16 protein-coding genes and 2 pseudogenes are annotated in these 19,297 nt (G+C 60.3%); 7 read left to right on the forward strand and 11 right to left on the reverse strand.

What is annotated here, in order from left to right; all coding sequences use genetic code 11:
- Positions 1-870: 870 nt before the first annotated feature.
- Entirely contained in the window at positions 871-1,725 is an 855-nt protein-coding gene (locus tag AC3ZVB_RS26910) for a MaoC family dehydratase (RefSeq protein WP_490148235.1), read from the reverse strand.
- A 2-nt stretch (positions 1,726-1,727) separates the two neighbouring features.
- A complete protein-coding gene (locus AC3ZVB_RS26915; RefSeq protein WP_162440088.1) occupies positions 1,728-3,080 on the reverse strand; it encodes a 3-oxoacyl-ACP reductase in 1,353 nt (450 codons plus the stop codon).
- A 353-nt stretch (positions 3,081-3,433) separates the two neighbouring features.
- Between AC3ZVB_RS26915 and AC3ZVB_RS26920 the strand changes: the two genes are divergently transcribed.
- Positions 3,434-4,711 (forward strand): acetyl-CoA C-acetyltransferase, encoded by a 1,278-nt coding sequence (locus AC3ZVB_RS26920; protein WP_162440089.1) that lies wholly within the window; start codon positions 3,434-3,436, stop codon positions 4,709-4,711.
- 120 nt (positions 4,712-4,831) lie between these two features.
- Here the strand turns inward: AC3ZVB_RS26920 and AC3ZVB_RS26925 are convergent, their stop codons facing one another.
- Both AC3ZVB_RS26925 and AC3ZVB_RS26930 read right to left on the reverse strand, forming a co-directional pair.
- Positions 4,832-5,599, reverse strand: coding sequence for a methyl-accepting chemotaxis protein (locus AC3ZVB_RS26925; protein ID WP_490148251.1), 768 nt, complete (start codon positions 5,597-5,599; stop codon positions 4,832-4,834).
- A 90-nt stretch (positions 5,600-5,689) separates the two neighbouring features.
- Positions 5,690-6,778, reverse strand: a pseudogene (locus AC3ZVB_RS26930) (cache domain-containing protein); the annotation flags it as partial.
- Between the two features lie 370 nt (positions 6,779-7,148).
- Here AC3ZVB_RS26930 and AC3ZVB_RS26935 point away from each other — a divergent pair.
- Both AC3ZVB_RS26935 and AC3ZVB_RS26940 read left to right on the forward strand, forming a co-directional pair.
- Positions 7,149-8,042 carry a PA4780 family RIO1-like protein kinase gene (locus tag AC3ZVB_RS26935; protein ID WP_162440091.1) on the forward strand — a complete coding sequence of 298 codons (894 nt, stop codon included), beginning with the start codon at positions 7,149-7,151 and terminating at the stop codon, positions 8,040-8,042.
- 142 nt (positions 8,043-8,184) lie between these two features.
- Positions 8,185-9,402 (forward strand): MFS transporter, encoded by a 1,218-nt coding sequence (locus AC3ZVB_RS26940; RefSeq protein ID WP_490148236.1) that lies wholly within the window; start codon positions 8,185-8,187, stop codon positions 9,400-9,402.
- Here the strand turns inward: AC3ZVB_RS26940 and cueR are convergent.
- The 3 genes from cueR to AC3ZVB_RS26955 all read right to left on the reverse strand — a co-directional run bounded on the left by cueR (position 9,356) and on the right by AC3ZVB_RS26955 (position 12,734).
- Positions 9,356-9,769, reverse strand: coding sequence for a Cu(I)-responsive transcriptional regulator (gene cueR / locus AC3ZVB_RS26945; protein WP_490148237.1), 414 nt, complete (start codon positions 9,767-9,769; stop codon positions 9,356-9,358). The two genes, AC3ZVB_RS26940 and cueR, sit on opposite strands and share 47 nt — an antisense overlap.
- Positions 9,769-12,159 (reverse strand): heavy metal translocating P-type ATPase, encoded by a 2,391-nt coding sequence (locus tag AC3ZVB_RS26950; RefSeq protein WP_490148238.1) that lies wholly within the window; start codon positions 12,157-12,159, stop codon positions 9,769-9,771. The genes cueR and AC3ZVB_RS26950 overlap by 1 nt, the downstream gene beginning before the upstream one ends.
- Positions 12,160-12,350: 191 nt before the next feature.
- Positions 12,351-12,734 carry a hypothetical protein gene (locus AC3ZVB_RS26955; protein ID WP_162440095.1) on the reverse strand — a complete coding sequence of 128 codons (384 nt, stop codon included), beginning with the start codon at positions 12,732-12,734 and terminating at the stop codon, positions 12,351-12,353.
- A gap of 150 nt (positions 12,735-12,884) precedes the next feature.
- Between AC3ZVB_RS26955 and AC3ZVB_RS26960 the strand changes: the two genes are divergently transcribed.
- Together AC3ZVB_RS26960 and AC3ZVB_RS26965 are read left to right on the forward strand one after the other, a co-directional pair.
- Entirely contained in the window at positions 12,885-13,082 is a 198-nt protein-coding gene (locus tag AC3ZVB_RS26960; protein ID WP_194691500.1) for a heavy-metal-associated domain-containing protein, read from the forward strand.
- Positions 13,083-13,177: 95 nt separating this feature from the next.
- The gene (locus AC3ZVB_RS26965; protein ID WP_162440097.1) at positions 13,178-14,374 is read left to right on the forward strand and encodes a multidrug effflux MFS transporter; all 1,197 of its coding nucleotides are present in this window, start codon (positions 13,178-13,180) and stop codon (positions 14,372-14,374) included.
- A gap of 22 nt (positions 14,375-14,396) precedes the next feature.
- Here AC3ZVB_RS26965 and AC3ZVB_RS26970 read toward each other — a convergent pair whose 3' ends face one another.
- The 3 genes from AC3ZVB_RS26970 to AC3ZVB_RS26980 all read right to left on the reverse strand — a co-directional run bounded on the left by AC3ZVB_RS26970 (position 14,397) and on the right by AC3ZVB_RS26980 (position 16,080).
- On the reverse strand, positions 14,397-14,570 hold the full coding sequence (locus AC3ZVB_RS26970) for a hypothetical protein (RefSeq protein WP_194691499.1): 174 nt from the start codon (positions 14,568-14,570) through the stop codon (positions 14,397-14,399).
- Positions 14,571-14,738: 168 nt separating this feature from the next.
- Positions 14,739-15,752, reverse strand: coding sequence for a zinc-binding alcohol dehydrogenase family protein (locus AC3ZVB_RS26975; protein ID WP_490148239.1), 1,014 nt, complete (start codon positions 15,750-15,752; stop codon positions 14,739-14,741).
- A gap of 34 nt (positions 15,753-15,786) precedes the next feature.
- Positions 15,787-16,080, reverse strand: coding sequence for a putative quinol monooxygenase (locus AC3ZVB_RS26980; RefSeq protein WP_490148240.1), 294 nt, complete (start codon positions 16,078-16,080; stop codon positions 15,787-15,789).
- Positions 16,081-16,196: 116 nt separating this feature from the next.
- On the opposite strand from AC3ZVB_RS26980, the gene AC3ZVB_RS26985 reads away from it, so the two are divergent.
- Complete coding sequence (locus tag AC3ZVB_RS26985; protein WP_490148241.1) at positions 16,197-17,126, forward strand: LysR family transcriptional regulator; 930 nt, start codon at positions 16,197-16,199, stop codon at positions 17,124-17,126.
- 233 nt (positions 17,127-17,359) lie between these two features.
- Positions 17,360-18,094, forward strand: a pseudogene (locus AC3ZVB_RS26990) (ArsR/SmtB family transcription factor).
- 228 nt (positions 18,095-18,322) lie between these two features.
- On the opposite strand, the gene AC3ZVB_RS26995 reads toward AC3ZVB_RS26990, so the two are convergent.
- Complete coding sequence (locus AC3ZVB_RS26995) at positions 18,323-19,276, reverse strand: adenosine deaminase (protein ID WP_162440102.1); 954 nt, start codon at positions 19,274-19,276, stop codon at positions 18,323-18,325.
- Positions 19,277-19,297 lie beyond the last annotated feature (21 nt).

The following is a 19,297-nucleotide window of genomic DNA, read 5'->3' on the forward strand; positions in this document are numbered from 1 at the left end:
ACAGCTGGGGGGGCTTTGGAATGCCATTCTGCAGTTGGTATTAATGCCTTTTTCCGGGGGGTGGGGGAGGTGGGTTTTTCTTTTTAAATCAGAGGGGTGGGGTGGGGGTTTTTGGTTCAAACACCTTAGTGATAGTTGTAATTTGGGCGTGGCGGCCTGTGGGCCGACCATGGGGTGTTGGGTGGGGGGTATATCCGTTTCTGCGGTAACGGCGGCTTGGGGTTTCGCCCTTACGGCGAGGCACTTTTTTCAAACGCCAAAAAAGTACCCAAAAAGGCTCGCCCCGGCGTACGGCACCTCGCTAAAGCTCGGTGTTCCCTCGCTCCGGTGTCCATCTGGGGGCATCGCCTACGGTCTGCTTCGCGACGACCTCCTCTCGATGTGTGCGGCTTCGCCGCACGGCGCTTCGCGCCTGCCCCCCAGATGAACACCTCCACTCGGCCTCCCGAAGGGGCGGGTAGATCAAAAGCCAGATCAAGATCAAAAGCTTTCAGGCGAGCTAACGCTCGGCCTTGAGTGGTGAAGGGCGACGGCGAGCTAACGCTCGGCCTTGAGTGGTGAGAGGCAACGGCGAGTTGCGGGCGGTGTTTCGATGATGGGGGACTGAGAGGCAAACTGATCCCGCTGATGCACCAGATCCACTGTGGGAGCTGGCTTGCCAGCGATGGCGGCCTGACAGCCGACCTGATTTCGCGAATGTACTCAACCCAATATGGGAGCAAGGCTTGCCCGCGATGGCGCCCGAACAACCGACCTGATTTCGCGAATGTACTCAATCCCCTGTAGGAGTGAGCCTGCTCGCGATGGCGATTGATCAGGCTCGAATGACTTCCGGAAAAAACTCCACCTCTCACTGCATCGATTTGATCTTCATGCAACCGGTCGCCAATGCCCAACCATGTGCTCAAGATCCCCCGTGCCCAGTAACTGAAAATCTCCACTGGAACCCGCCGGGCTCGCCAGGAGTGTCACTTCGCTGGGCAGTCGCACCGGTTTCCTGAATTGCACGGCGATTTCGACGTTCGCTGTGGGTAGGTGATCGGCGAGTGCTGCGAGGGTGCGTGCCTTGTTCCACAAGCCGTGGGCGATGGCGGTCGGGAAGCCGAAGAGTTTGGCGCTGACGGCGCTGAGGTGGATGGGGTTGTAGTCGCCGGAGACTTTGGCGTATTGCCGGCCGATGTCGGCGGGGGCTTTCCATTGGGCGACTTGGGTCATGGTCAATGACGGTGTCAGTACGTCTTCAACCGGTTCGCCCTCGAGCTTGACGCCGCGACACAGCATTTGGCTTTCGGCTTCCCACAACGGCCCCAGTTGATCGTCCAGGGTTGTAACGACGTCAAAGGTTGCGCCTTTGGCGTGAGGTTGCAGGTTCTGCACTTGTACGCTGACTCGCACGCGGCCTACGCCGCCCATTGGGCGCAACACGCGGATGCGGTTGCTCAGGTGGATCAAGCCGAGCAGCGGGAACGGGAATTCCTTGGCGGTGAGGAGTTGCATCTGCAAGGCGAACGCGAGGATGTGCGGGTAGGTCGGCGGTAATAGAGCGTTGTCGGTGAATCCGCAGACGTTGCGATAAGCCGCCAACCGTTTCTGATCGACATCGACCCAGCAGCGCAGTCCCGAGTCGGGGAGGGTGGTGCCGGTAATTTTGCGTCGTGTCGCCGCCCGTACATACAGCTCGGACAGACCAGGTTCGCTGTTGAGTGTGTGCCAATCGGTGATCATGACTATGCCCCCAAAACGCTTTGCCCGCAGACGCGCAATGCTTGTCCGGTGAACGCGCCTGTGCCGGGTTGCGCCAGCCAGGCGACCGCTTCGGCGACGTCTTGCGGCAGACCGCCCTGGCCCAGCGAGCTCATGCGCCGTCCGGCTTCGCGCAGGGCGAAGGGGATGTGGGCGGTCATCTGGGTTTCGATAAAGCCCGGTGCCACGGCGTTGATGCTGATGCCGCGTTCACTGAGCAGCGGCGCCCAGGCTTCGGCAAGTCCGATCAATCCGGCCTTGCTGGCCGCGTAGTTGGTTTGCCCGCGATTGCCGGCGATGCCGCTGATGGACGCAAGCAGGATCACGCGTGCGTTGTCGCGCAGGGTGCCGCTGTCGAGCAATGCTTTGGTCAGGACTTGTGGCGCGTTGAGGTTGACCGCGAGCACCGCGTCCCAGAATTCTGGCGTCATGTTGGCCAGGGTTTTATCCCGGGTGATGCCCGCGTTGTGCACCACGATGTCGATGCCATCGGGCAGTTGTTCGATTAACTGTGCGGCGGCATCTTCGGCGCAGATATCCAGGGTGATGCTGCGTCCACCGAGACGTGCGGCGAGGGCTTCGAGATCGGTTTTTGCCGGGGGGACGTCGAGCAACACGACGTCGGCACCGTCACGGGCCAGGGTTTCGGCAATGGAGGCGCCGATCCCGCGCGCCGCGCCGGTCACCAGTGCTTTGCGTCCTGCCAGCGGGCGGGTCCAGTCTGTCACGGGGGTGTCGCAGGCGTTCAAGCGTATGACCTGGCCGGACACGAAGGCACTTTTAGGCGAGAGGAAAAACCGCAGCGGCCCTTCGAGCTGATCCTCGGCGCCTTCGCCCACGTAGATAAGTTGCAGAGTGCCGCCGCTGCGCAGTTCCTTGGCCAGGGATCGACTGAAACCCTCCAGGGCACGTTGGGCACTGGCGGCGAACGGGTCGCTCAGGCTCTGGGGGGCACGACCGAGGATAACCAGGTGGGCGCTGTGGTCGAGGTTTTTCATCAGTGGCTGGAAAAACTCGCGCAGCTGTTTTAGCTCATCGGTGTGCACCAGATCACTGGCGTCGAACACCACGGCCTTGAGTTTTGGGCCGTGGCCGGGAATCCACGCGGTGGCCGTTGAAGGCTCGGTGCCGTAGCTATAGATCGCGTCGGTCAGACGGTTGGCGAAGGCGTTGATTTTCGCTGTCAGCGGGCCGCCGCCAATCAACAGTGCCCCTTCCACAGGCCGCAGCCGGCCCGCTTGCCAGCGCTCAAGGCGGACGGGAGCCGGCAGACCCATGGCACCGACCAGACGATGGCCGATGGACGAATTGGCGAAGTCGATATAGCGGTCAGACATGGAACGCTCTCCAGTAGCTGGGGTTCAAAGTGTGGACCACGAATGGCGATCAGTCGTTCGATCCACGAGATAAGGCCTACGCTTGATCACAGCAGATTAGTTTGTTGCAGGACTTTCAGGAGAAAGCACGTCGCCAATTGAAATGCATCCCCTGTGGGAGTGAGCCTTTGTGGCGAGGGGATTTATCCCCGTTGGGTTGCGAAGCGACCCGATTTTGAGTCTGTTGTACCTGACACGCCAGGCGTTAAAGTTCGGGACTGCTGCGCAGTCCAACGGGGACAAGTCCCCTCGCCACAAGCCCGCCGCCACATGGGCAACGGTTTGGTTTCAAACAATTTCATCAGGAGCTTTTCATGACTCAGCTGCGCCGCGTCGCGATCATCGGCGGTAACCGAATTCCCTTCGCCCGCTCCAACGGGCCATACGCCACGGCCAGCAATCAGGCCATGCTCACGGCAGCGCTTGAGGGGCTGATCGAGCGTTACAACCTGCATGGGCTGCGCATTGGCGAGGTGGTTGCGGGCGCTGTACTGAAATTGTCACGAGATATGAACCTGACGCGCGAATGTGTGCTCGGTTCGCGACTGTCGCCCCTCACCCCGGCCTATGACATCCAGCAAGCATGCGGCACGGGACTGGAAGCGGCGCTGCTGGTCGCTAACAAGATTGCCTTGGGCCAGATCGATTGCGGCATTGCCGGTGGCGTCGACACCACATCCGATGCGCCGATCAGCGTCAGTGAGGGGTTGCGCAAAATTCTGCTGCAGGCCAATCGCGCCAAGACCACTGGCGACAAGCTGAAAACCTTTCTGCAACTGCGTCCCAAACACCTGATCCCCGAGTTTCCTCGCAACGGCGAACCGCGCACCGGGTTGTCCATGGGGCAACATTGCGAGTTGATGGCGCAGACCTGGAACATCCCTCGGGAAGAACAGGATCAGTTGGCGCTGGAGAGTCATCACAAACTGGCCGCGTCCTACACCGAAGGCTGGCACAACGACCTGATGACGCCGTTTCTTGGACTGACGCGCGATAACAATTTACGCCCGGACCTGACCCTGGAAAAACTCGCCGCGTTGAAGCCTGCGTTCGAGAAAAGCGCCAAGGGCACGCTGACGGCGGGCAACTCCACGCCCCTCACCGATGGCGCATCGCTGGTGCTGCTGGGCAGTGAAGAATGGGCGAAGGAACGTGGCTTGCCGATTCTTGCGTATCTACGGGACGGCGAAGCGGCGGCGGTGGATTTCGTCAATGGCGCGGAAGGTTTGCTGATGGCACCGGTGTATGCCGTGCCGCGCTTGCTGGCGCGCAATGGCCTGACGCTGCAGGATTTCGATTACTACGAAATCCACGAAGCATTCGCCGCGCAGGTGCTCTGCACATTGAAGGCCTGGGAAGATCCGGAGTACTGCAAAACCCGCCTCGGCCTCGACGCGCCGCTGGGCGCTATCGACCGTAGCCGACTCAACGTCAAAGGCAGCTCATTGGCCGCCGGGCATCCGTTTGCTGCGACTGGCGGGCGTATTGTTGCCAACCTGGCGAAGTTGCTGGATGCAGCGGGCAAGGGGCGTGGGTTGGTGTCGATTTGTGCGGCGGGTGGGCAGGGGGTGACGGCGATCATCGAGCGTTGAGAATGGGGCTGCCTCGTTAAAAGATCGCAGCCTCGTTTCACTCGACAGCTCCTACAGGAAATCGCATTTCAATGCAGGAGCTGCCGCAGGCTCGGGCCGCGTTCAGACGATCTTTTGATCTTACGTCCTGAACCGCCGAACCAACCCGTCCAGCTCATTCGACAAGCCCGCCAGGCTCTGCGAATCGACCCGCGCCGAGTTCGCAAGATCGGCCACCAGCTGCGCATCGCCATGAATCTGGCTGATGTGCCGGTTGATGTCTTCAGCCACCTGATGCTGTTCTTCCGCCGCGGTTGCAATCTGCGTGTTCATGTCGCGAATCACGTCGACCGATTCGCGAATCAACCCGAAGCTGCTGCGGGCTTCACCGATACGGCTGACCGATTGTTGAGATACCTCCAGGCTCGCATGCATCTGCTGGGTGACCTGGCTGGTGCGTTTGGCAAGGTTACCTAGCAAACCGTCGATTTCTGCGGTGGAGTCGGCGGTGCGTTTGGCCAGCGCCCGGACTTCATCCGCCACCACCGCGAAGCCGCGTCCTTGTTCGCCTGCCCGCGCCGCTTCGATGGCCGCGTTCAGAGCCAGAAGGTTGGTCTGTTCAGCAATTGAACGAATGGTGCCGAGGATCGACTGAATGTCGTTGCTGTCGCGCTCAAGCTGTTGCATCGATTGGGCGGACTGTTCGATTTCCTGGCTCAGGCGATCAACGCTGGTGACCGCTGCATCGATTTGTTGCTGACCTTCGCGGGCCTGACGCTGGCCACTGTCCGCCGACTCTGCGGCCTGGCTGCAAGAGCGGGCCACTTCGTTGGCGGTGGCGACCATTTCGTGGAAGGCGGTGGACACCATGTCCACGGCTTCACGCTGACGTCCGGCGGCTTCGGCCATGTCACTGGAGACCCGGGTCGAGCTCTGGGACGTGGCGAGGATCTTGGTGGCGGCGCCGCCGATGCTTTGGATGAGGGTGCGAATGGCCGCCAGGAACTGGTTGAACCAGCTGGCCAGTTGCGCGGTTTCGTCCTTGCCACGGACGTCGAGATTTTTGGTCAGGTCGCCTTCACCTTGGGCAATGCCTTCCAGGCCGCTGGCGACGCTGCGGATCGGACGCACGATAAGGCTGGCGAAACTGGCGCCGACGACGGCGAAGAATACAGCCAGTACGGCAGCGATGATCGCGATCAGCCAGGTCAGTTGGGTAGCCGCGCTCATCACGTCGGCTTGTTTGATCAGGCCGACAAACGTCCAGCCCAGTTGCTCCGACGGCCAGACGTTGGCCATGTAGCGCTCGCCGTTCAGCTCGACTTCCACCAGGCCTTTGCCGGCCTTGGCCAATTGCGCGTAGCCATCGCCGAGGCTGTTCAGTGCCTTGAAGTTGTGTTCCGGCTGCTTCGGATCGACCAGTACGGTGCCGTTGTTCTCCATCAGCATCAGGTAGCCGGTTTCACCGAGTTTGATCTGCTTGACGATTTCGGTGAGCTGCTTGAGCGAGACGTCGATGTTCACCACGCCGCCCTGCGCACCAAGCTGATTGGCGACTGCACGCACGGTGCTGACCAGCACGGCGTCATCGCCGGCCCAGTAATAGGCCTCGGTGCGCAGGGTCTTGCCGGGGTTGGCCATGGCGGTTTTGTACCAGGGACGAACACGCGGGTCGTAGTTGGACATTTTCGGATCGCCCGGCCAGAACGCGTAGGCGCCGTTGCTCATGCCGTACGACACATAGGCGTACGCCGGGTGGCTGGCGGCCAGGCTGGCGAACAGGTCGAACAGTTGCTTGTCGAGCTCGCTGTCCGGCAAGTCCCCGGCATTGGCGCCGACCCGACTTTTCACGCTGGCGTCCGCCGCTTTGACCAGCGGTTGGGCGGCCAGGTAATCAACGTTCTGGCTGATGCCTTCGAAAAACAGCTGCATGGCGTTGCTGACCTGGCGGATTTCGCGACCGCTGCCGTCAATGAATTCGTTTTTCGCATCGCTGCGCAGGTTCAGCACCACCAGTGTGGCGACCACGATCACCGGTACGCAGGCAATGACTGCAAACGCCCAGGTCAATTTTTGTTTTATGTTCATCCGCGCTCCGGATTGTCAGTGGCGTTGTTGATCCGATTGTCGGACAAAATGTTTGTCTCTAAAGAGATCGGCCATGAGCGGCGGAAATTGAGGGGAAGGGGGAAATATCCTGTGAAGGAACGAGCGCTCGAACTTAACGTCTGTGCTAAAGGCCCTTGCTTGCACTTGAGCTATGATCTTCGGCGGCCGATAACCGTAGGGTTGTCAGATTTATCCGGCACATTGTGTGCTTCTTGCGGTACAGCCTGCGGTACGTCTTGCGGTAAATAGGAACGTTCATAGGTCGGCAACCCCTCCCACCGGCGAGTGGATTGCCGTATAACGAATGACTTTCGCGTGTTTGGTAATAAAGGACCCACAATAAAAGCTGATGAAGACTCCAAAACGCATTGAACCCCTGATCGAGGACGGTCTGGTCGACGAGGTGCTGCGCCCACTCATGAGTGGTAAAGAAGCAGCTGTTTATGTGGTGCGCTGCGGCAACGAGTTACGTTGCGCGAAGGTCTACAAGGAGGCGAATAAACGAAGTTTCCGCCAGGCGGCCGAGTATCAGGAAGGCCGCAAGGTACGCAACAGCCGTCAGGCCCGGGCGATGGCCAAGGGTTCCAAGTTCGGCAAGAAAGAAACCGAAGACGCCTGGCAGAACGCCGAAGTGGCGGCGCTGTTTCGTCTGGCCGGTGCCGGCGTCCGGGTGCCCAAGCCCTACGACTTCCTGGAAGGCGTGCTGTTGATGGAACTGGTTGCCGATGAGTACGGCGATGCCGCACCCCGTTTGAACGACGTGGTGTTGGAGCCGGACCAGGCGCGCGAGTATCACGCGTTTCTGATTTCGCAGATCGTGCTGATGTTGTGTACCGGTCTGGTGCACGGTGACCTGTCCGAGTTCAACGTACTGCTGACCCCGACCGGCCCGGTGATCATCGATTTGCCTCAAGCAGTAGACGCAGCGGGTAATAACCACGCGTTCAACATGCTGGAGCGGGACGTGGGCAACATGGCTTCTTACTTCGGGCGGTTTGCGCCGGAGTTGAAGAAGACCAAGTTCGCCAAGGAAATGTGGGCGTTGTATGAAGCCGGCACCTTGCACCCGGCCAGTATCCTGACCGGTGAGTTTGATGAGCCGGAAGAGTTGGCCGACGTGGGCGGGGTCATTCGCGAGATCGAGGCGGCTCGCCTGGATGAAGAGCGCAAGCAAGCGGTGCGCGCGGCGGATGATGCACCACCCAGCAAAACCGAAGAACCGCCTCCACCCTGGATGCAGTGATCGGTTGACGAAAACCCGGCGCAAGTCGGGTTTTTTGTGGGTGCGTATTGTCTTGTAGAAATTGCCGAAGCCTGTGATCTTTTGTTGGATCCAAAGCGAAATCAAAAGATCGCAGCCTCCGGCAGCTCCTACAGGACTGAATGTGAACACCTCCACCCGCAATGCCCGGCTCATTGTCAGTGCCCGTCTGGTCTCGGACTTCGGGGCCTTTCTCAACATGGTCGCCCTGGCCACCTACGTTTATCTGCTCAGCAACAGCCCCATGAGCGTTGGCATTTTTCTCGCCAGCCGAGTGGCCGGGGGTGTGTTCGCCAGCCTGATCGGCACTGCGTTTTATCGCCGTTGGGCCGGGCGGATGCCGTTGATTGTTTTTGATCTGTTGCGGGCAGGATTGCTGGGTCTGTTGCTGGTACTGCCGGTTGCCCAGCAAGTGCTGCTGTTGCCGGTCATTGCCTTCGGTCTGGGGTTTGGCAACTCGATGTTCGCCATAGGCCTTAACAGCCAGCTACCCAACCTGATCAAAAGCGAACAGTTGCTCAAGACCAACGCCTGGATTACGTCTGCCTCGTCAGCGGCCATGGTTGCAGGCAGTCTGGTGGCCGGCTTGTTAGTGGCAGCGTTTGGTTTTGAAACGGTCTTTGCGTTGAACGTCGTCACGTATCTGCTGGCGGCGCTGTTTATCGTGCCGCTGCGGTTTTCCACGCAAGCCCCTGACGCCGGGACAACTCACGGAGAGGGTGAATGGCCAGCCTTGCGCCAGGGCCTGCGCGGTACGCCTGTGGTGGCGGCCATGCTCGCCGTCACCATGGCCGATACCTTGGGCAGTGCCGCACACAACGTAGGCTTTCCAATCATTTCAAAACTGCTGACCCCTGAGTCGGCCAGCACCACCTTGGGCCTGATGCTGGCGGTCTGGGCCAGCGGCAAGTTCATCGGTGCGCGCATCGCCAGCCGCCTGAAGGGCTCGGACAACATCAACCTGGAGCGCCGGTTTTTCTTCGGCGTGTTGCTCATGTCCTGCGGTTTCATTCTGATGTTCCAGCAGCAGACCCTGTATGGCCTGCTGCTGTTCTCGCTGCCGGCGGGGTTGGGGGATGGTTTCTCGGAAGTCGGACTGATGTCGCGCCTGCAGCGGGAGCCGGAGCATCTGCGCCTGCCGATTTTCAGCTTTCTGACGCTGCTGCAAATGACCGGTTTCGGCATCGGCATGCTGATCGCCGCGCCGTTTTATTCGTGGTGGACACCCGGTGCGGTGGTGTTGCTGTTCCACGGCATTCCCCTCACCACTTTGTTGGTGGTGAAGGGGCTGTCGATCAGGAATGGGCAGGCTCGGCGCAGCAACCTGACGCCAGGCTCTTGAGAATCGGACAGTCGGGGCGTTGGTCGCCCTGACAGTGCTCGACCAGATCCTGCAGGGTGTCGCGTAACTGGCCCAGTTCGAGGATCTTCTGGTTCAACTCTTCGATGTGCTGGCGAGCCAGGGCCTTCACATCGGCGCTGGCGCGTTGGCGGTCTTGCCAGAGGGTCAGCAGCTTGCCGACCTCTTCCAGTGAAAATCCAAGGTCCCGTGAGCGCTTGATGAATGCCAGCGTGTGCAGGTCGTCATCGCCGTAGACGCGGTAGCCGCTGTCGGTACGATGGGCGGCCTTGAGCAAGCCGATGGACTCGTAGTAACGGATCATCTTTGCGCTCAGCCCGCTGCGGCGGGCTGCTTGGCCGATGTTCATCAATTGTCCTCCAGGTCCTTGGGTTTCCAGGTCTTCAACAGTAGCGCATTGCTCACCACGCTGACGCTCGACAGTGCCATGGCCGCACCCGCCAATACCGGATTGAGAAAGCCGAACGCCGCCAGGGGAATGCCGATCAGGTTGTAGACAAAGGCCCAGAACAGATTCTGCCGGATTTTCGCGTAGGTTTTTCGGCTGATCTCAAGTGCCGCCGGTATCAGTCGCGGATCACCGCGCATCAAGGTGATTCCCGCTGCGTGCATGGCCACGTCGGTGCCACCGCCCATGGCAATGCCGATGTCGGCTGCCGCCAAGGCCGGTGCGTCGTTGATGCCGTCGCCGACCATCGCCACCACGCCGGTTTTTTTGAGTTCGGCGACAGTGGCCGCTTTGTCCGCTGGCAGGACTTCGGCGTACACATCGGTGATGCCCAGCGCGTCGGCGACCACTTTGGCGCTGCCGCGGTTGTCGCCGGTCAGCAGGTGGCTGCTGATGTTCCGTGCGCTGAGTTGTTGCACAGCTTGCAGCGCACCGGATTTGAGCGTGTCACCGAAGGCGAACAGGCCGAGCACCTTGGGTTCGGGGCTTTGTTCGATCAGCCATGACAGCGTCCGGCCTTCGGTTTCCCAGGCACTTGCCGACCCGGCCAGCGAACCTGTGGTCAAACCGCTTTCTTCGAGCAGGCGACGATTGCCCAGCGCCAACCGACGCCCGTCGAGCGTGCCGGCAATGCCGCGCCCGGTCAGGGACTGGCTGTCAGTAACGTCGGCGACCGTCAGGTCGCGCTCGGTGCAGGCATCCAGCACGGCTTTGGCCAGTGGATGCTCACTGCCTCGTTGCAGGGCGCCAGCGTTTTGCAGCAAGGCATTCTCGTCTCCCTCGACGGCGCTCAGGTGAGCGATACGCGGTGTACCTGAGGTCAACGTGCCGGTCTTGTCGAACACCACGGCGCTGACTTCATGGGCACGCTCCAGCGCTTCGGCATCCTTGATCAGGATCCCGTAGCGCGCCGCGACGCCAGTGCCTGCCATGATTGCAGTCGGTGTCGCCAGGCCAAGGGCACAGGGGCAAGCGATGACCATGACGGCGACGGCATTGATCAGCGCCGTTTCAATCGGTGCGCCGTAAAGCCACCAACCGATCAGCGTTGCCAACGCAATCAGCAGGACCGTGGGCACGAATACCTGACTGACTTTATCCACCAGTTTCTGGATCGGCGCTTTCGCGGCTTGCGCGTCCTCGACCAGGCGGATGATGCGCGCCAATACGGTTTCGGCTCCCAATGCCAGAGTGCGAACCAACAACCGACCTTCGCCATTGATCGCGCCGCCGGTAACCTTGTCGCCGGGTTGCTTGGGGACGGGCAGGCTTTCGCCGCTGATCAACGCTTCGTCCGCGTGGCTCTGGCCTTCAACCACTTCACCGTCCACGGGGAAGCGTTCACCGGGTTTGACCATCACCAGATCATTGAGGCGCAGGGCGCTGATGGCGACGTCGAGCTCGCGGCCATCGATCACCTGAATCGCTCGTTCCGGACGCAGGGCTTCGAGGGCGCGGATGGCGGAGGCGGTCTGGCGCTTGGCGCGGCTTTCCAGGTACTTGCCCAGCAGGACCAAGGCGATCACCACCGCCGAGGCCTCGAAGTACAGGTGCGGCATGCGCCCGGCGGCAGTGGCCCATTCATAAATACTCAGGCCATAACCGGCGCTGGTGCCCAGGGCGACCAACAGGTCCATGTTGCCCGCGCCGGCGCGCACGGCTTTCCAGGCGGCGACATAAAACCGAGCGCCGAAAATGAATTGCACCGGGGTGGCCAGCATGAATTGCGCCCAGGCCGGGAGCATCCAGTGCACACCGAAGGGTTGCAGCAGCATCGGCAAGACCAGCGGCAGGGCAAGGATGAGGGCCATGATCAATATCCAGCGCTCACGGTGCAGGCGCTGTTGTTGATTGTCGGCAGTCGGGTGTTCGACTTCCCAGACGCTGGCGGAATAACCGGCCTTGTCCACCGCCGCGATCAAGGTTTGCGGATCAACCTGGCCGAGTAATTCGAGGTGGGCGCGTTCGTTGGCCAGGTTGACGCTGACGCTGTTCACGCCGGGCACCTTGGCCAGCGCACGCTCGACCCGGCCGACGCACGATGCGCAGGTCATGCCGTCAATGCTCAGTTCAATGCTCTGTTGCGGCACGCTGTAACCGGCTTTGTGCACGGCGTCCATCAGGGCCGGCAGGCTGTCACTGGGTGCCTGGATCCGGGCCTGTTCCGTGGCGAGATTGACACTGACAGCCGTGGCGCCGACGACTTTGCTCAAAGCGCGCTCGACGCGCCCGGCGCAACTGGCGCAGGTCATGCCGGCAATCGGCAGATCGAACGTAGTGGATTCGGACATGGGTAACGCTCCCTGTAGTGGATGACTACAGGATCAACCTTGACATGCTGGCAAGGTCAAGCGCCAATTAGCCTCGACCCGTAATCCATAACCTGTGGGAGCACGGCGTGCTCGCGATGAACGATGACGCGGTCTTCTGGATGACCGTGGCGACTGCATCGCGAGCAAGTTTTGCTCCTGCAGGGGGGCCGTCAATACCCTAGCGCGGCGGGTTTGAGGTACATCCCTTCCTGCGTCATCGCAATGCGGAACTTCAACACATCACCGGCCTTCAGCGTGATGGTCTGCGATCCCGGTGCGAGCATGCCCGGATTGCACCCCGGTGCCTGGCCTGGCAGCAGTTTGAGGCGCAAGGACACATCGCCCGGTGGCAGGTTGAATGAAGTGCTTTGTTCCTGAAACAGTCGCGCGGACAGCTGATCCTGGAGATAAACGCCGATTTCGCAGTTGGTCGACACTTCCAGGCGCTCGCGGGAAATGATCAGCACTCCGTAGTCCTCCCCAGCGGCGTAGACCGAAGGCGCGGCGGCGAAGAGGCTGAGAAAGCCAAACAGGCTGAGAGCTGACCAGCGCATGGCTGAATCTCCTGATGTCGAAGTCATTGATGTACGCAGCTTGGCCGAGCGCGGCAGCGAATGCCAGCCCGGCCGATGATTTCAGAACTTGACCTTATCATGGTGGCAAGCTTGAGACTGCCGTCAAACCTCATCTACAGGAGTCATCCCATGCAAGTATTCAACGTTCAAGGCATGTCCTGCGGTCACTGCGTCAAAACCATCACCCAGGCCTTGCAAGCGAAGGATCCGGCAGCGAGCGTGCGCATTGATCTTGCGGCAAAAGAAGTCGGGGTTGAGAGCGCCTTGTCAGTCGAGCAGGTGATCGCCGCGATCACTGAAGAGGGCTATGAGGTGAAAGTCGCCTGAGGCTTTTTATTAGTTAGCGACCTATCGGAATGTTCAAGGCGTCCATGCGCAGCTAGACTGTGGGGCTGTTGCTTTCTTGTCCCACTGGATGCCTGATGAATTTCCGTAGCATTTTGATACTTGGCGCCCTGAGCGCTTTCGGGCCACTGGCGATCGATTTTTACTTGCCTGCTTTCCCGGCGATGGCTTTGGCTTTCGGCACCGATGAGCAGCATGTGCAGTTGACGCTGGCGGCCTACTTCCTTGGCTTGTCTATTGGTCAACTGGTCTACGGTCCGATAGCGGATCGGTTTGGGCGCCGCATTCCTTTGTTGAGCGGTGTCGTCCTGTTTACCCTTGCCTCGCTGGCTTGTGCCTTCGCACCGAATCTTGAATGGCTGATGGGCGCGCGCTTCATCCAGGCCTTGGGTGGGTGCGCGGGGATGGTGATTTCGCGGGCGATCGTCAGCGACAAATGCGATGCGGTGGGCTCGGCAAAAGTCTTTTCACAGCTGATGCTGGTGATGGGCCTGGCACCGATTCTCGCGCCGATGCTGGGCGGATTGCTGGTTAATACCACAGGCTGGCAGTCGATATTCCTGGTGCTCACCGGTTTCAGTGCGCTGGCGGCATTGGCTGTGGCGCTTGGCTTGCCGGAGAGCATGCCCGCTCACCTGCCGCGGCAACCGTTGTCGGGTGCATTACGCCAGTACGGTCGTTTGTTGATGGCCCCGGTGTTCCTCGGCCACGCCTTGACCGGCGGTATCGCGATCGCCGGGATGTTTGCCTACATCGCCGGTTCTCCGTTTGTGTTCATCAAGCTCTATGGCGTGCCGCCCGAACATTTCGGCTGGCTGTTCGGTACCAATGCGGCGGGGTTCATTCTGGTCGCGCAGGTAAATGCCCGGTTGTTGGCCAAGCGTGGTCCGGCGTTCCTGCTGGTACGAGCCGTGTGGGTGTACCTGGCTGCCGGACTGGCGCTGTTGGCCGTCAGCTCGCTGCACACCGAGCACTTGTGGCCGCTACTGATTCCGCTGTTTATCTGCATCGCCAGCCTTGGCTGCATTCTCCCGAACGCGTCGGCGTGTGCGATGAATGGACAGGGCGCTCGCGCTGGCAGTGCGTCAGCGTTGCTCGGTTGCCTGCAATTCAGTGTCGCCGCGGGGGCTGCAGCGCTGGTGGGGATTTTGTACGACGGCACCGCCGTGCCGATGGCCATGGTCATCAGCTTGTGCGGGATTCTGGTGGTGAGTGCAGCAATGCTCACCCGACGTCTGCAAAATGCCCGGGCGCTGGCGCAAGCCCAGGCCTGAGGCCTGAGGCCTGAGGCCGGACTCAACCAGCAGCGCGCTGCTGCTGGTTCTGGGGAAATTGATGAGGGGCGTGCAGACGCGCTTCAAGTGTGCGCGTGAAGGCCAGCGCTTCAGCTTCGCTGCGGAATGTCACGGCGTGCTGGTCCAGACGAACTTGCCATTGGGACTTGGCCACTTCTTTTATCAGGATATTCATTGCTGACCTCCTATCGGTAAAAGACTGCATCGCAGAGGACTCGATTGTAGTCCTCAATACGATCGCAATTGTGACGAAGGTCAAGCTTCGGACTGACGGTTTGAACGTTCAGAACAGAGCAGCCTGTGGCCGTATCCACACATGGCTGCAATGTTTTGAATTATATTTTTAGAACCCTTCCAGCACGATCTTGCCTTTGGACTTGCCGCTTTCCAGCAGTTCATGAGCGCGGCGCAAGTTGGCCGCGTTGATGGTGCCGAAGTGCTCGCCGACCGTGGTTTTCAGCGTCCCGGCGTCGATCAGCTCTGCGATGCGGTTGAGCAATTTGTGTTGCTCGATCATGTCCGCGGTTTCGAACAGCGAGCGGGTGTACATGAACTCCCAGTGCAGTGACAGGCTCTTGCGCTTGAGCTTGGTCACATCCAGCGCCTTTGGATCATCGATCAACGCCAGTTTCCCCTGTGGCGCCAGTGCTTCGACCAGTTGATCCAAGTGAGCATCGGTCTGGGTCAGGCTGGCGACGTGGGTAACGTGCTCGACACCTGCACGCTTGAGCTCTTCGCTCAGCGGCTTGCTGTGATCAATAACCAGGTCAGCCCCCAGCTCGCGCACCCAGCTTTGAGTTTCCGGGCGCGAGGCGGTGCCGATCACTTTCAAGCCGGTCAGTTGGCTGGCCAGTTGCGTGAGGATCGAACCGACACCGCCGGCAGCGCCGACGATCAGCAGGCTCTGGCCTTCGTCGGTTTTGCCTTCGCGTACCTGCAGGCGTTCAAAAAGCAACTCCCAGGCAGTGATGGCGGTCAGCGGCAGGGCAGCTGATTCGGCGAAGCTCAACGTGGTCGGCATATGGCCGACGATCCGTTCGTCCACGACGTGCAGCTCGCTATTGCCGCCAGCGCGGGCGATGGAACCGGCATAGAACACGTTGTCGCCGGCCTTGAACAAGGTCACTTCGCTGCCGACGGCCTTGACCACGCCCGCCACGTCCCAGCCCAGCACTTTCGCCGCGCCTTCTTCTGGCTGGACGTTCTGGCGGACCTTGGTGTCCACCGGGTTGACCGAAATGGCCTTGACCTCTACCAACAGATCTCGCGGCCCGGCGACCGGCTCTGGCAGTTCGATGTCTTGCAGGGACTTGGCGTCGGTGATCGGCAATGAGGCGTAGTAGGCGATGGCTTTCATGGGTAACTCCAAAAAGTAGGTAATAAAAGATGGTTCAGGCCACGAATCGCAGGCGCTTGAGTTCGAAGTGTTCGATCAGGTCGCCGGCGGTTGCGCGGAAATTCTGGATATGGTCGCTGGCGTCGTGGGCCTGCAGCGCTTCGTCGCTGCTCCACTTTTCGATCATGTAGAAGGCCTGCGGATTGGCGAGGTCCACGTGCAGATCGTATTGACCGCAACCCGCCTCGGCACGGGTCGGTTCCAGCAGCGCACGCAGATGCTTTTCGAGGGCGTCCTGCTGTCCAGCTTTGGCGACGAGGGTGGCGATGGCGGTAAAGGGCTGGGACATGGTCGACTCCGGAACGGGCTGTTTTCGATGGGGCAGATGATTGGCTATTTCTACACAAGATAAAACCCGCTAAAAGAGCAGTCTCTTTCAATATTTTTTTGATAATCGGTGGAGAAATGCTGCGTTTCGATGACTTGCAGTTGTTCGTCCGGGCGGCGGATCTGGGCAGCCTTTCGGCGGCGGCGCGTGTAATGGACATGTCGGCGGCGGTGGCCAGTGCGGCCTTGAAGCGGATCGAACAGCAGCTGGGTGCCCGCTTGCTGGCTCGTTCGACGCGCAGCCTGCGCCTGACGGCCGAAGGTGAAGGTTTTCTCGAGTACGCCCGTGCCGCCCTGAGCAATCTCGATGAGGGGCGGCGTTTGTTGGCCAGCGGCCAGGATCAGGTCAGCGGCATTTTGCAGCTGTCGGCACCGTCGGACTTCGGCCGCAACCTGTTGCTGCCCTGGCTGGACGAGTTCCAGCGCGAACATCCGAAGCTCACGGTGCGCTTGTTGTTGGGAGACCGTATCGCCGACCTGTTCCGCCAGCCGGTGGACATCGCCCTGCGTTACGGCGAGCCGGAAGACTCCAGTCTGGTGGCGCTGCCCATCGCCCCCCATAACCGCCGTGTACTGTGCGCCGCGCCGGATTACCTCGCCCGACATGGCGAGCCTCGTCAACTCGAGCAACTGGCTCAGCACAATTGCCTGCTTTTCATGCTTGGCAGCCGGGTTCACGATCACTGGAGTTTTCATGACGGCAGACGCGAAGTCGGGCTGACGGTCAGTGGTGATCGTTTCAGCGATGATGCCGATGTCGTGCGCCTGTGGGCAGTGGCGGGAGCGGGAATCGCCTATAAATCCTGGCTCGATGTGGCGGCGGATGTATTGGCCGGTCGTCTGAAGCTGCTGATGCCGGAGCTGACCTGTGAGCGTGCGCCGCTGAACCTGTTGTGCGCTCATCGCGCACAACTGAGTAAGCCCGTGAACCTTTTGCGAGAAATGCTTGCCAGTCGATGCGCCACGTTGAGCGGGCAATTTCCGACTTTTGCCGCAGGTGAACATTAGTCGCAGTTAAATAGAGAAATTTCCCACAGGAACTATCACCACCCAGGGTTTCCGGGACGACAGGAAGTGGCGTCCCACCTGCTTATACTTGCATCCCCCTTTTGTCGGACATGGCGTACGCGGGTGGCCGAAGTTGCCCCGGAGCAGGGTGTTTTCGACGCCTTGGCCGAGAAAACAATAAGGGTCAAGATGTCTGCGAGCAGTCGACAAACGATTCAACAGGGAGTGAATAAATGGAACATGCACCTTGCATCAGCCAGATTGCCACGTTGCTGGCTGACCCCAAGCGCAGCGCAATGATGTGGGCCTTGATGGACGGTTCCGCACGCCAGGCCGAAGACCTGGCGCTTCTGGCCGGCCTGTCGCCCTCTTCAGCCAATGCCCATTTGGGGCGGTTGTCTGCCGGAGGTCTGTTGAAAGTCGAGGTTCGTGGACGCAAGCGGTTTTTCCGTCTTGCCGCGCCGGAAGTCGGCGCCGCGGTCCAGGCTTTGGCCAGCGCCACGCTGGCCAGCACTCCTCAGCCCATTCCAGATGTTTTCAAACGCTAGGTACCTGTGGCCAAACCCCAGGCAGTGCCTTCGCCATTGTTGCGCGCAAGGCTTTGCGAGGAACATTTGGGCGGTACCCTGGCCGCCGATTTGTATCAGCGCCTCGTGGATGCCGGCTGGATCGAGCAACACGATCAGCGAGTGTCCATCACGCACAAGGGCGCGACACAGCTGGCCTTGCGCGGTGTGTACATTCAGGCACTGACTCATCACAACGGTAAAGTCGCCTGCGCATGCCCTGACTGGAGCGAGCGACGTCCGCACATGGGCGGTCCACTGGGTGCGGCGTTGTTGCAGCTGTTCATGCAGTCCGGATGGCTGAGCCTGCCGAACGATTCACCCGCGTTGCTGGTGACGGTAACGGGACAGCGTGAAATCCATCGTTTTGCGAGGGAAACCGAGCTGGAAATGGCTGTTTGAACCGCGATCACGGCGATGTTCGGGGCGGTGAAAACCAGTGTGGGTGTTCGGGATGGAGACTTGAGGGAAGACACTGGAGGCGTTGAGTGAGGCTGTTGTCCTCGACTGACCTACATACCCTATAGGAGCGAGCCTGCTCGCGATGGTGGATTATCAGTCAACTGACAGGTTGAATGTAATGGCCTCATCGCGAGCAGGCTCACGCCTACAAAGGGAGTGTAGTGAGGCTTATGGCTTTACCAACCGCGCATCCAGGCTGTTCTGAGCCAGGCGTTTGGCCTGATCCTGAGTCATGCCCAGATCGGTGTACAGCGCGTGGAAGTTCTCGGTGACATAGCCGCCAAAGTACGCCGGGTCATCGGAATTCACGGTGACTTTCACCCCACGTTCCAGCATGTCCAGAATGTTGTGCTGAGACATGTGATCGAACACGCAAAGCTTGGTATTCGACAATGGGCAAACCGTCAGCGGAATCTGCTCGTCAATGATCCGCTGCATCAGGCGTTCATCTTCAATGGCGCGAACGCCATGGTCGATGCGCTGGATTTTCAGCAAGTCGAGGGCTTCCCAAATGTACTCGGGCGGGCCTTCTTCACCGGCGTGGGCCACGGTCAGGAAGCCCTCGTGACGGGCGCGGTCGAATACCCGCTGGAACTTGCTTGGCGGGTGACCCATTTCCGAGCTGTCCAGGCCGACCGCCACAAACGCATCCCGGAACGGCAGTGCCTGGTCGAGGGTCTTTTCGGCTTCTTCTTCGCTCAGGTGGCGCAGGAAACTCAGTATCAAACCGCTGGTAATACCGAGCTGTTGCTCGCCGTCTTTCAGTGCGCTGGCGATGCCGTTGAGCACCACTTCGAATGGCACGCCACGGTCGGTGTGGGTCTGTGGATCGAAGAACGGTTCGGTGTGGATCACGTTCTGCGCCTTGCAGCGCAATAGGTACGCCCAGGTCAGGTCGTAGAAATCCTGGGAGGTGCGCAGCACGTCAGCGCCCTGGTAATACAGGTCGAGAAACTCTTGAAGGTTGTTGAAGGCGTACGCCTTGCGCAGGGTTTCAACGTCGCTCCACGGCAGCGCGATCTTGTTGCGCTCGGCCAGGGCGAACAACAGCTCAGGTTCCAGCGAACCCTCGAGGTGCAGGTGCAGTTCTGCCTTGGGCAGGGCGTTCAACCAGTCGTACATAGTCTTTTCTCATCAGGTGCA

This window comes from Pseudomonas sp. MDV22-iso1 (assembly GCF_058145095.1).

What these genes read in the sequence shown, in the direction of transcription:
- AC3ZVB_RS26910 (WP_490148235.1), bottom strand. Translation starts at nt 1,725, where the DNA reads ATGATCACCGATTGGCACACACTCAACAGCGAACCTGGTCTGTCCGAG.
- AC3ZVB_RS26915 (WP_162440088.1), bottom strand. Translation starts at nt 3,080, where the DNA reads ATGTCTGACCGCTATATCGACTTCGCCAATTCGTCCATCGGCCATCGT.
- AC3ZVB_RS26920 (WP_162440089.1), top strand. Translation starts at nt 3,434, where the DNA reads ATGACTCAGCTGCGCCGCGTCGCGATCATCGGCGGTAACCGAATTCCC.
- AC3ZVB_RS26925 (WP_490148251.1), bottom strand. Translation starts at nt 5,599, where the DNA reads ATGGCCGAAGCCGCCGGACGTCAGCGTGAAGCCGTGGACATGGTGTCC.
- AC3ZVB_RS26935 (WP_162440091.1), top strand. Translation starts at nt 7,149, where the DNA reads ATGAAGACTCCAAAACGCATTGAACCCCTGATCGAGGACGGTCTGGTC.
- cueR (WP_490148237.1), bottom strand. Translation starts at nt 9,769, where the DNA reads ATGAACATCGGCCAAGCAGCCCGCCGCAGCGGGCTGAGCGCAAAGATG.
- AC3ZVB_RS26950 (WP_490148238.1), bottom strand. Translation starts at nt 12,159, where the DNA reads ATGTCCGAATCCACTACGTTCGATCTGCCGATTGCCGGCATGACCTGC.
- AC3ZVB_RS26955 (WP_162440095.1), bottom strand. Translation starts at nt 12,734, where the DNA reads ATGCGCTGGTCAGCTCTCAGCCTGTTTGGCTTTCTCAGCCTCTTCGCC.
- AC3ZVB_RS26960 (WP_194691500.1), top strand. Translation starts at nt 12,885, where the DNA reads ATGCAAGTATTCAACGTTCAAGGCATGTCCTGCGGTCACTGCGTCAAA.
- AC3ZVB_RS26965 (WP_162440097.1), top strand. Translation starts at nt 13,178, where the DNA reads ATGAATTTCCGTAGCATTTTGATACTTGGCGCCCTGAGCGCTTTCGGG.
- AC3ZVB_RS26970 (WP_194691499.1), bottom strand. Translation starts at nt 14,570, where the DNA reads ATGAATATCCTGATAAAAGAAGTGGCCAAGTCCCAATGGCAAGTTCGT.
- AC3ZVB_RS26975 (WP_490148239.1), bottom strand. Translation starts at nt 15,752, where the DNA reads ATGAAAGCCATCGCCTACTACGCCTCATTGCCGATCACCGACGCCAAG.
- AC3ZVB_RS26980 (WP_490148240.1), bottom strand. Translation starts at nt 16,080, where the DNA reads ATGTCCCAGCCCTTTACCGCCATCGCCACCCTCGTCGCCAAAGCTGGA.
- AC3ZVB_RS26985 (WP_490148241.1), top strand. Translation starts at nt 16,197, where the DNA reads ATGCTGCGTTTCGATGACTTGCAGTTGTTCGTCCGGGCGGCGGATCTG.
- AC3ZVB_RS26995 (WP_162440102.1), bottom strand. Translation starts at nt 19,276, where the DNA reads ATGTACGACTGGTTGAACGCCCTGCCCAAGGCAGAACTGCACCTGCAC.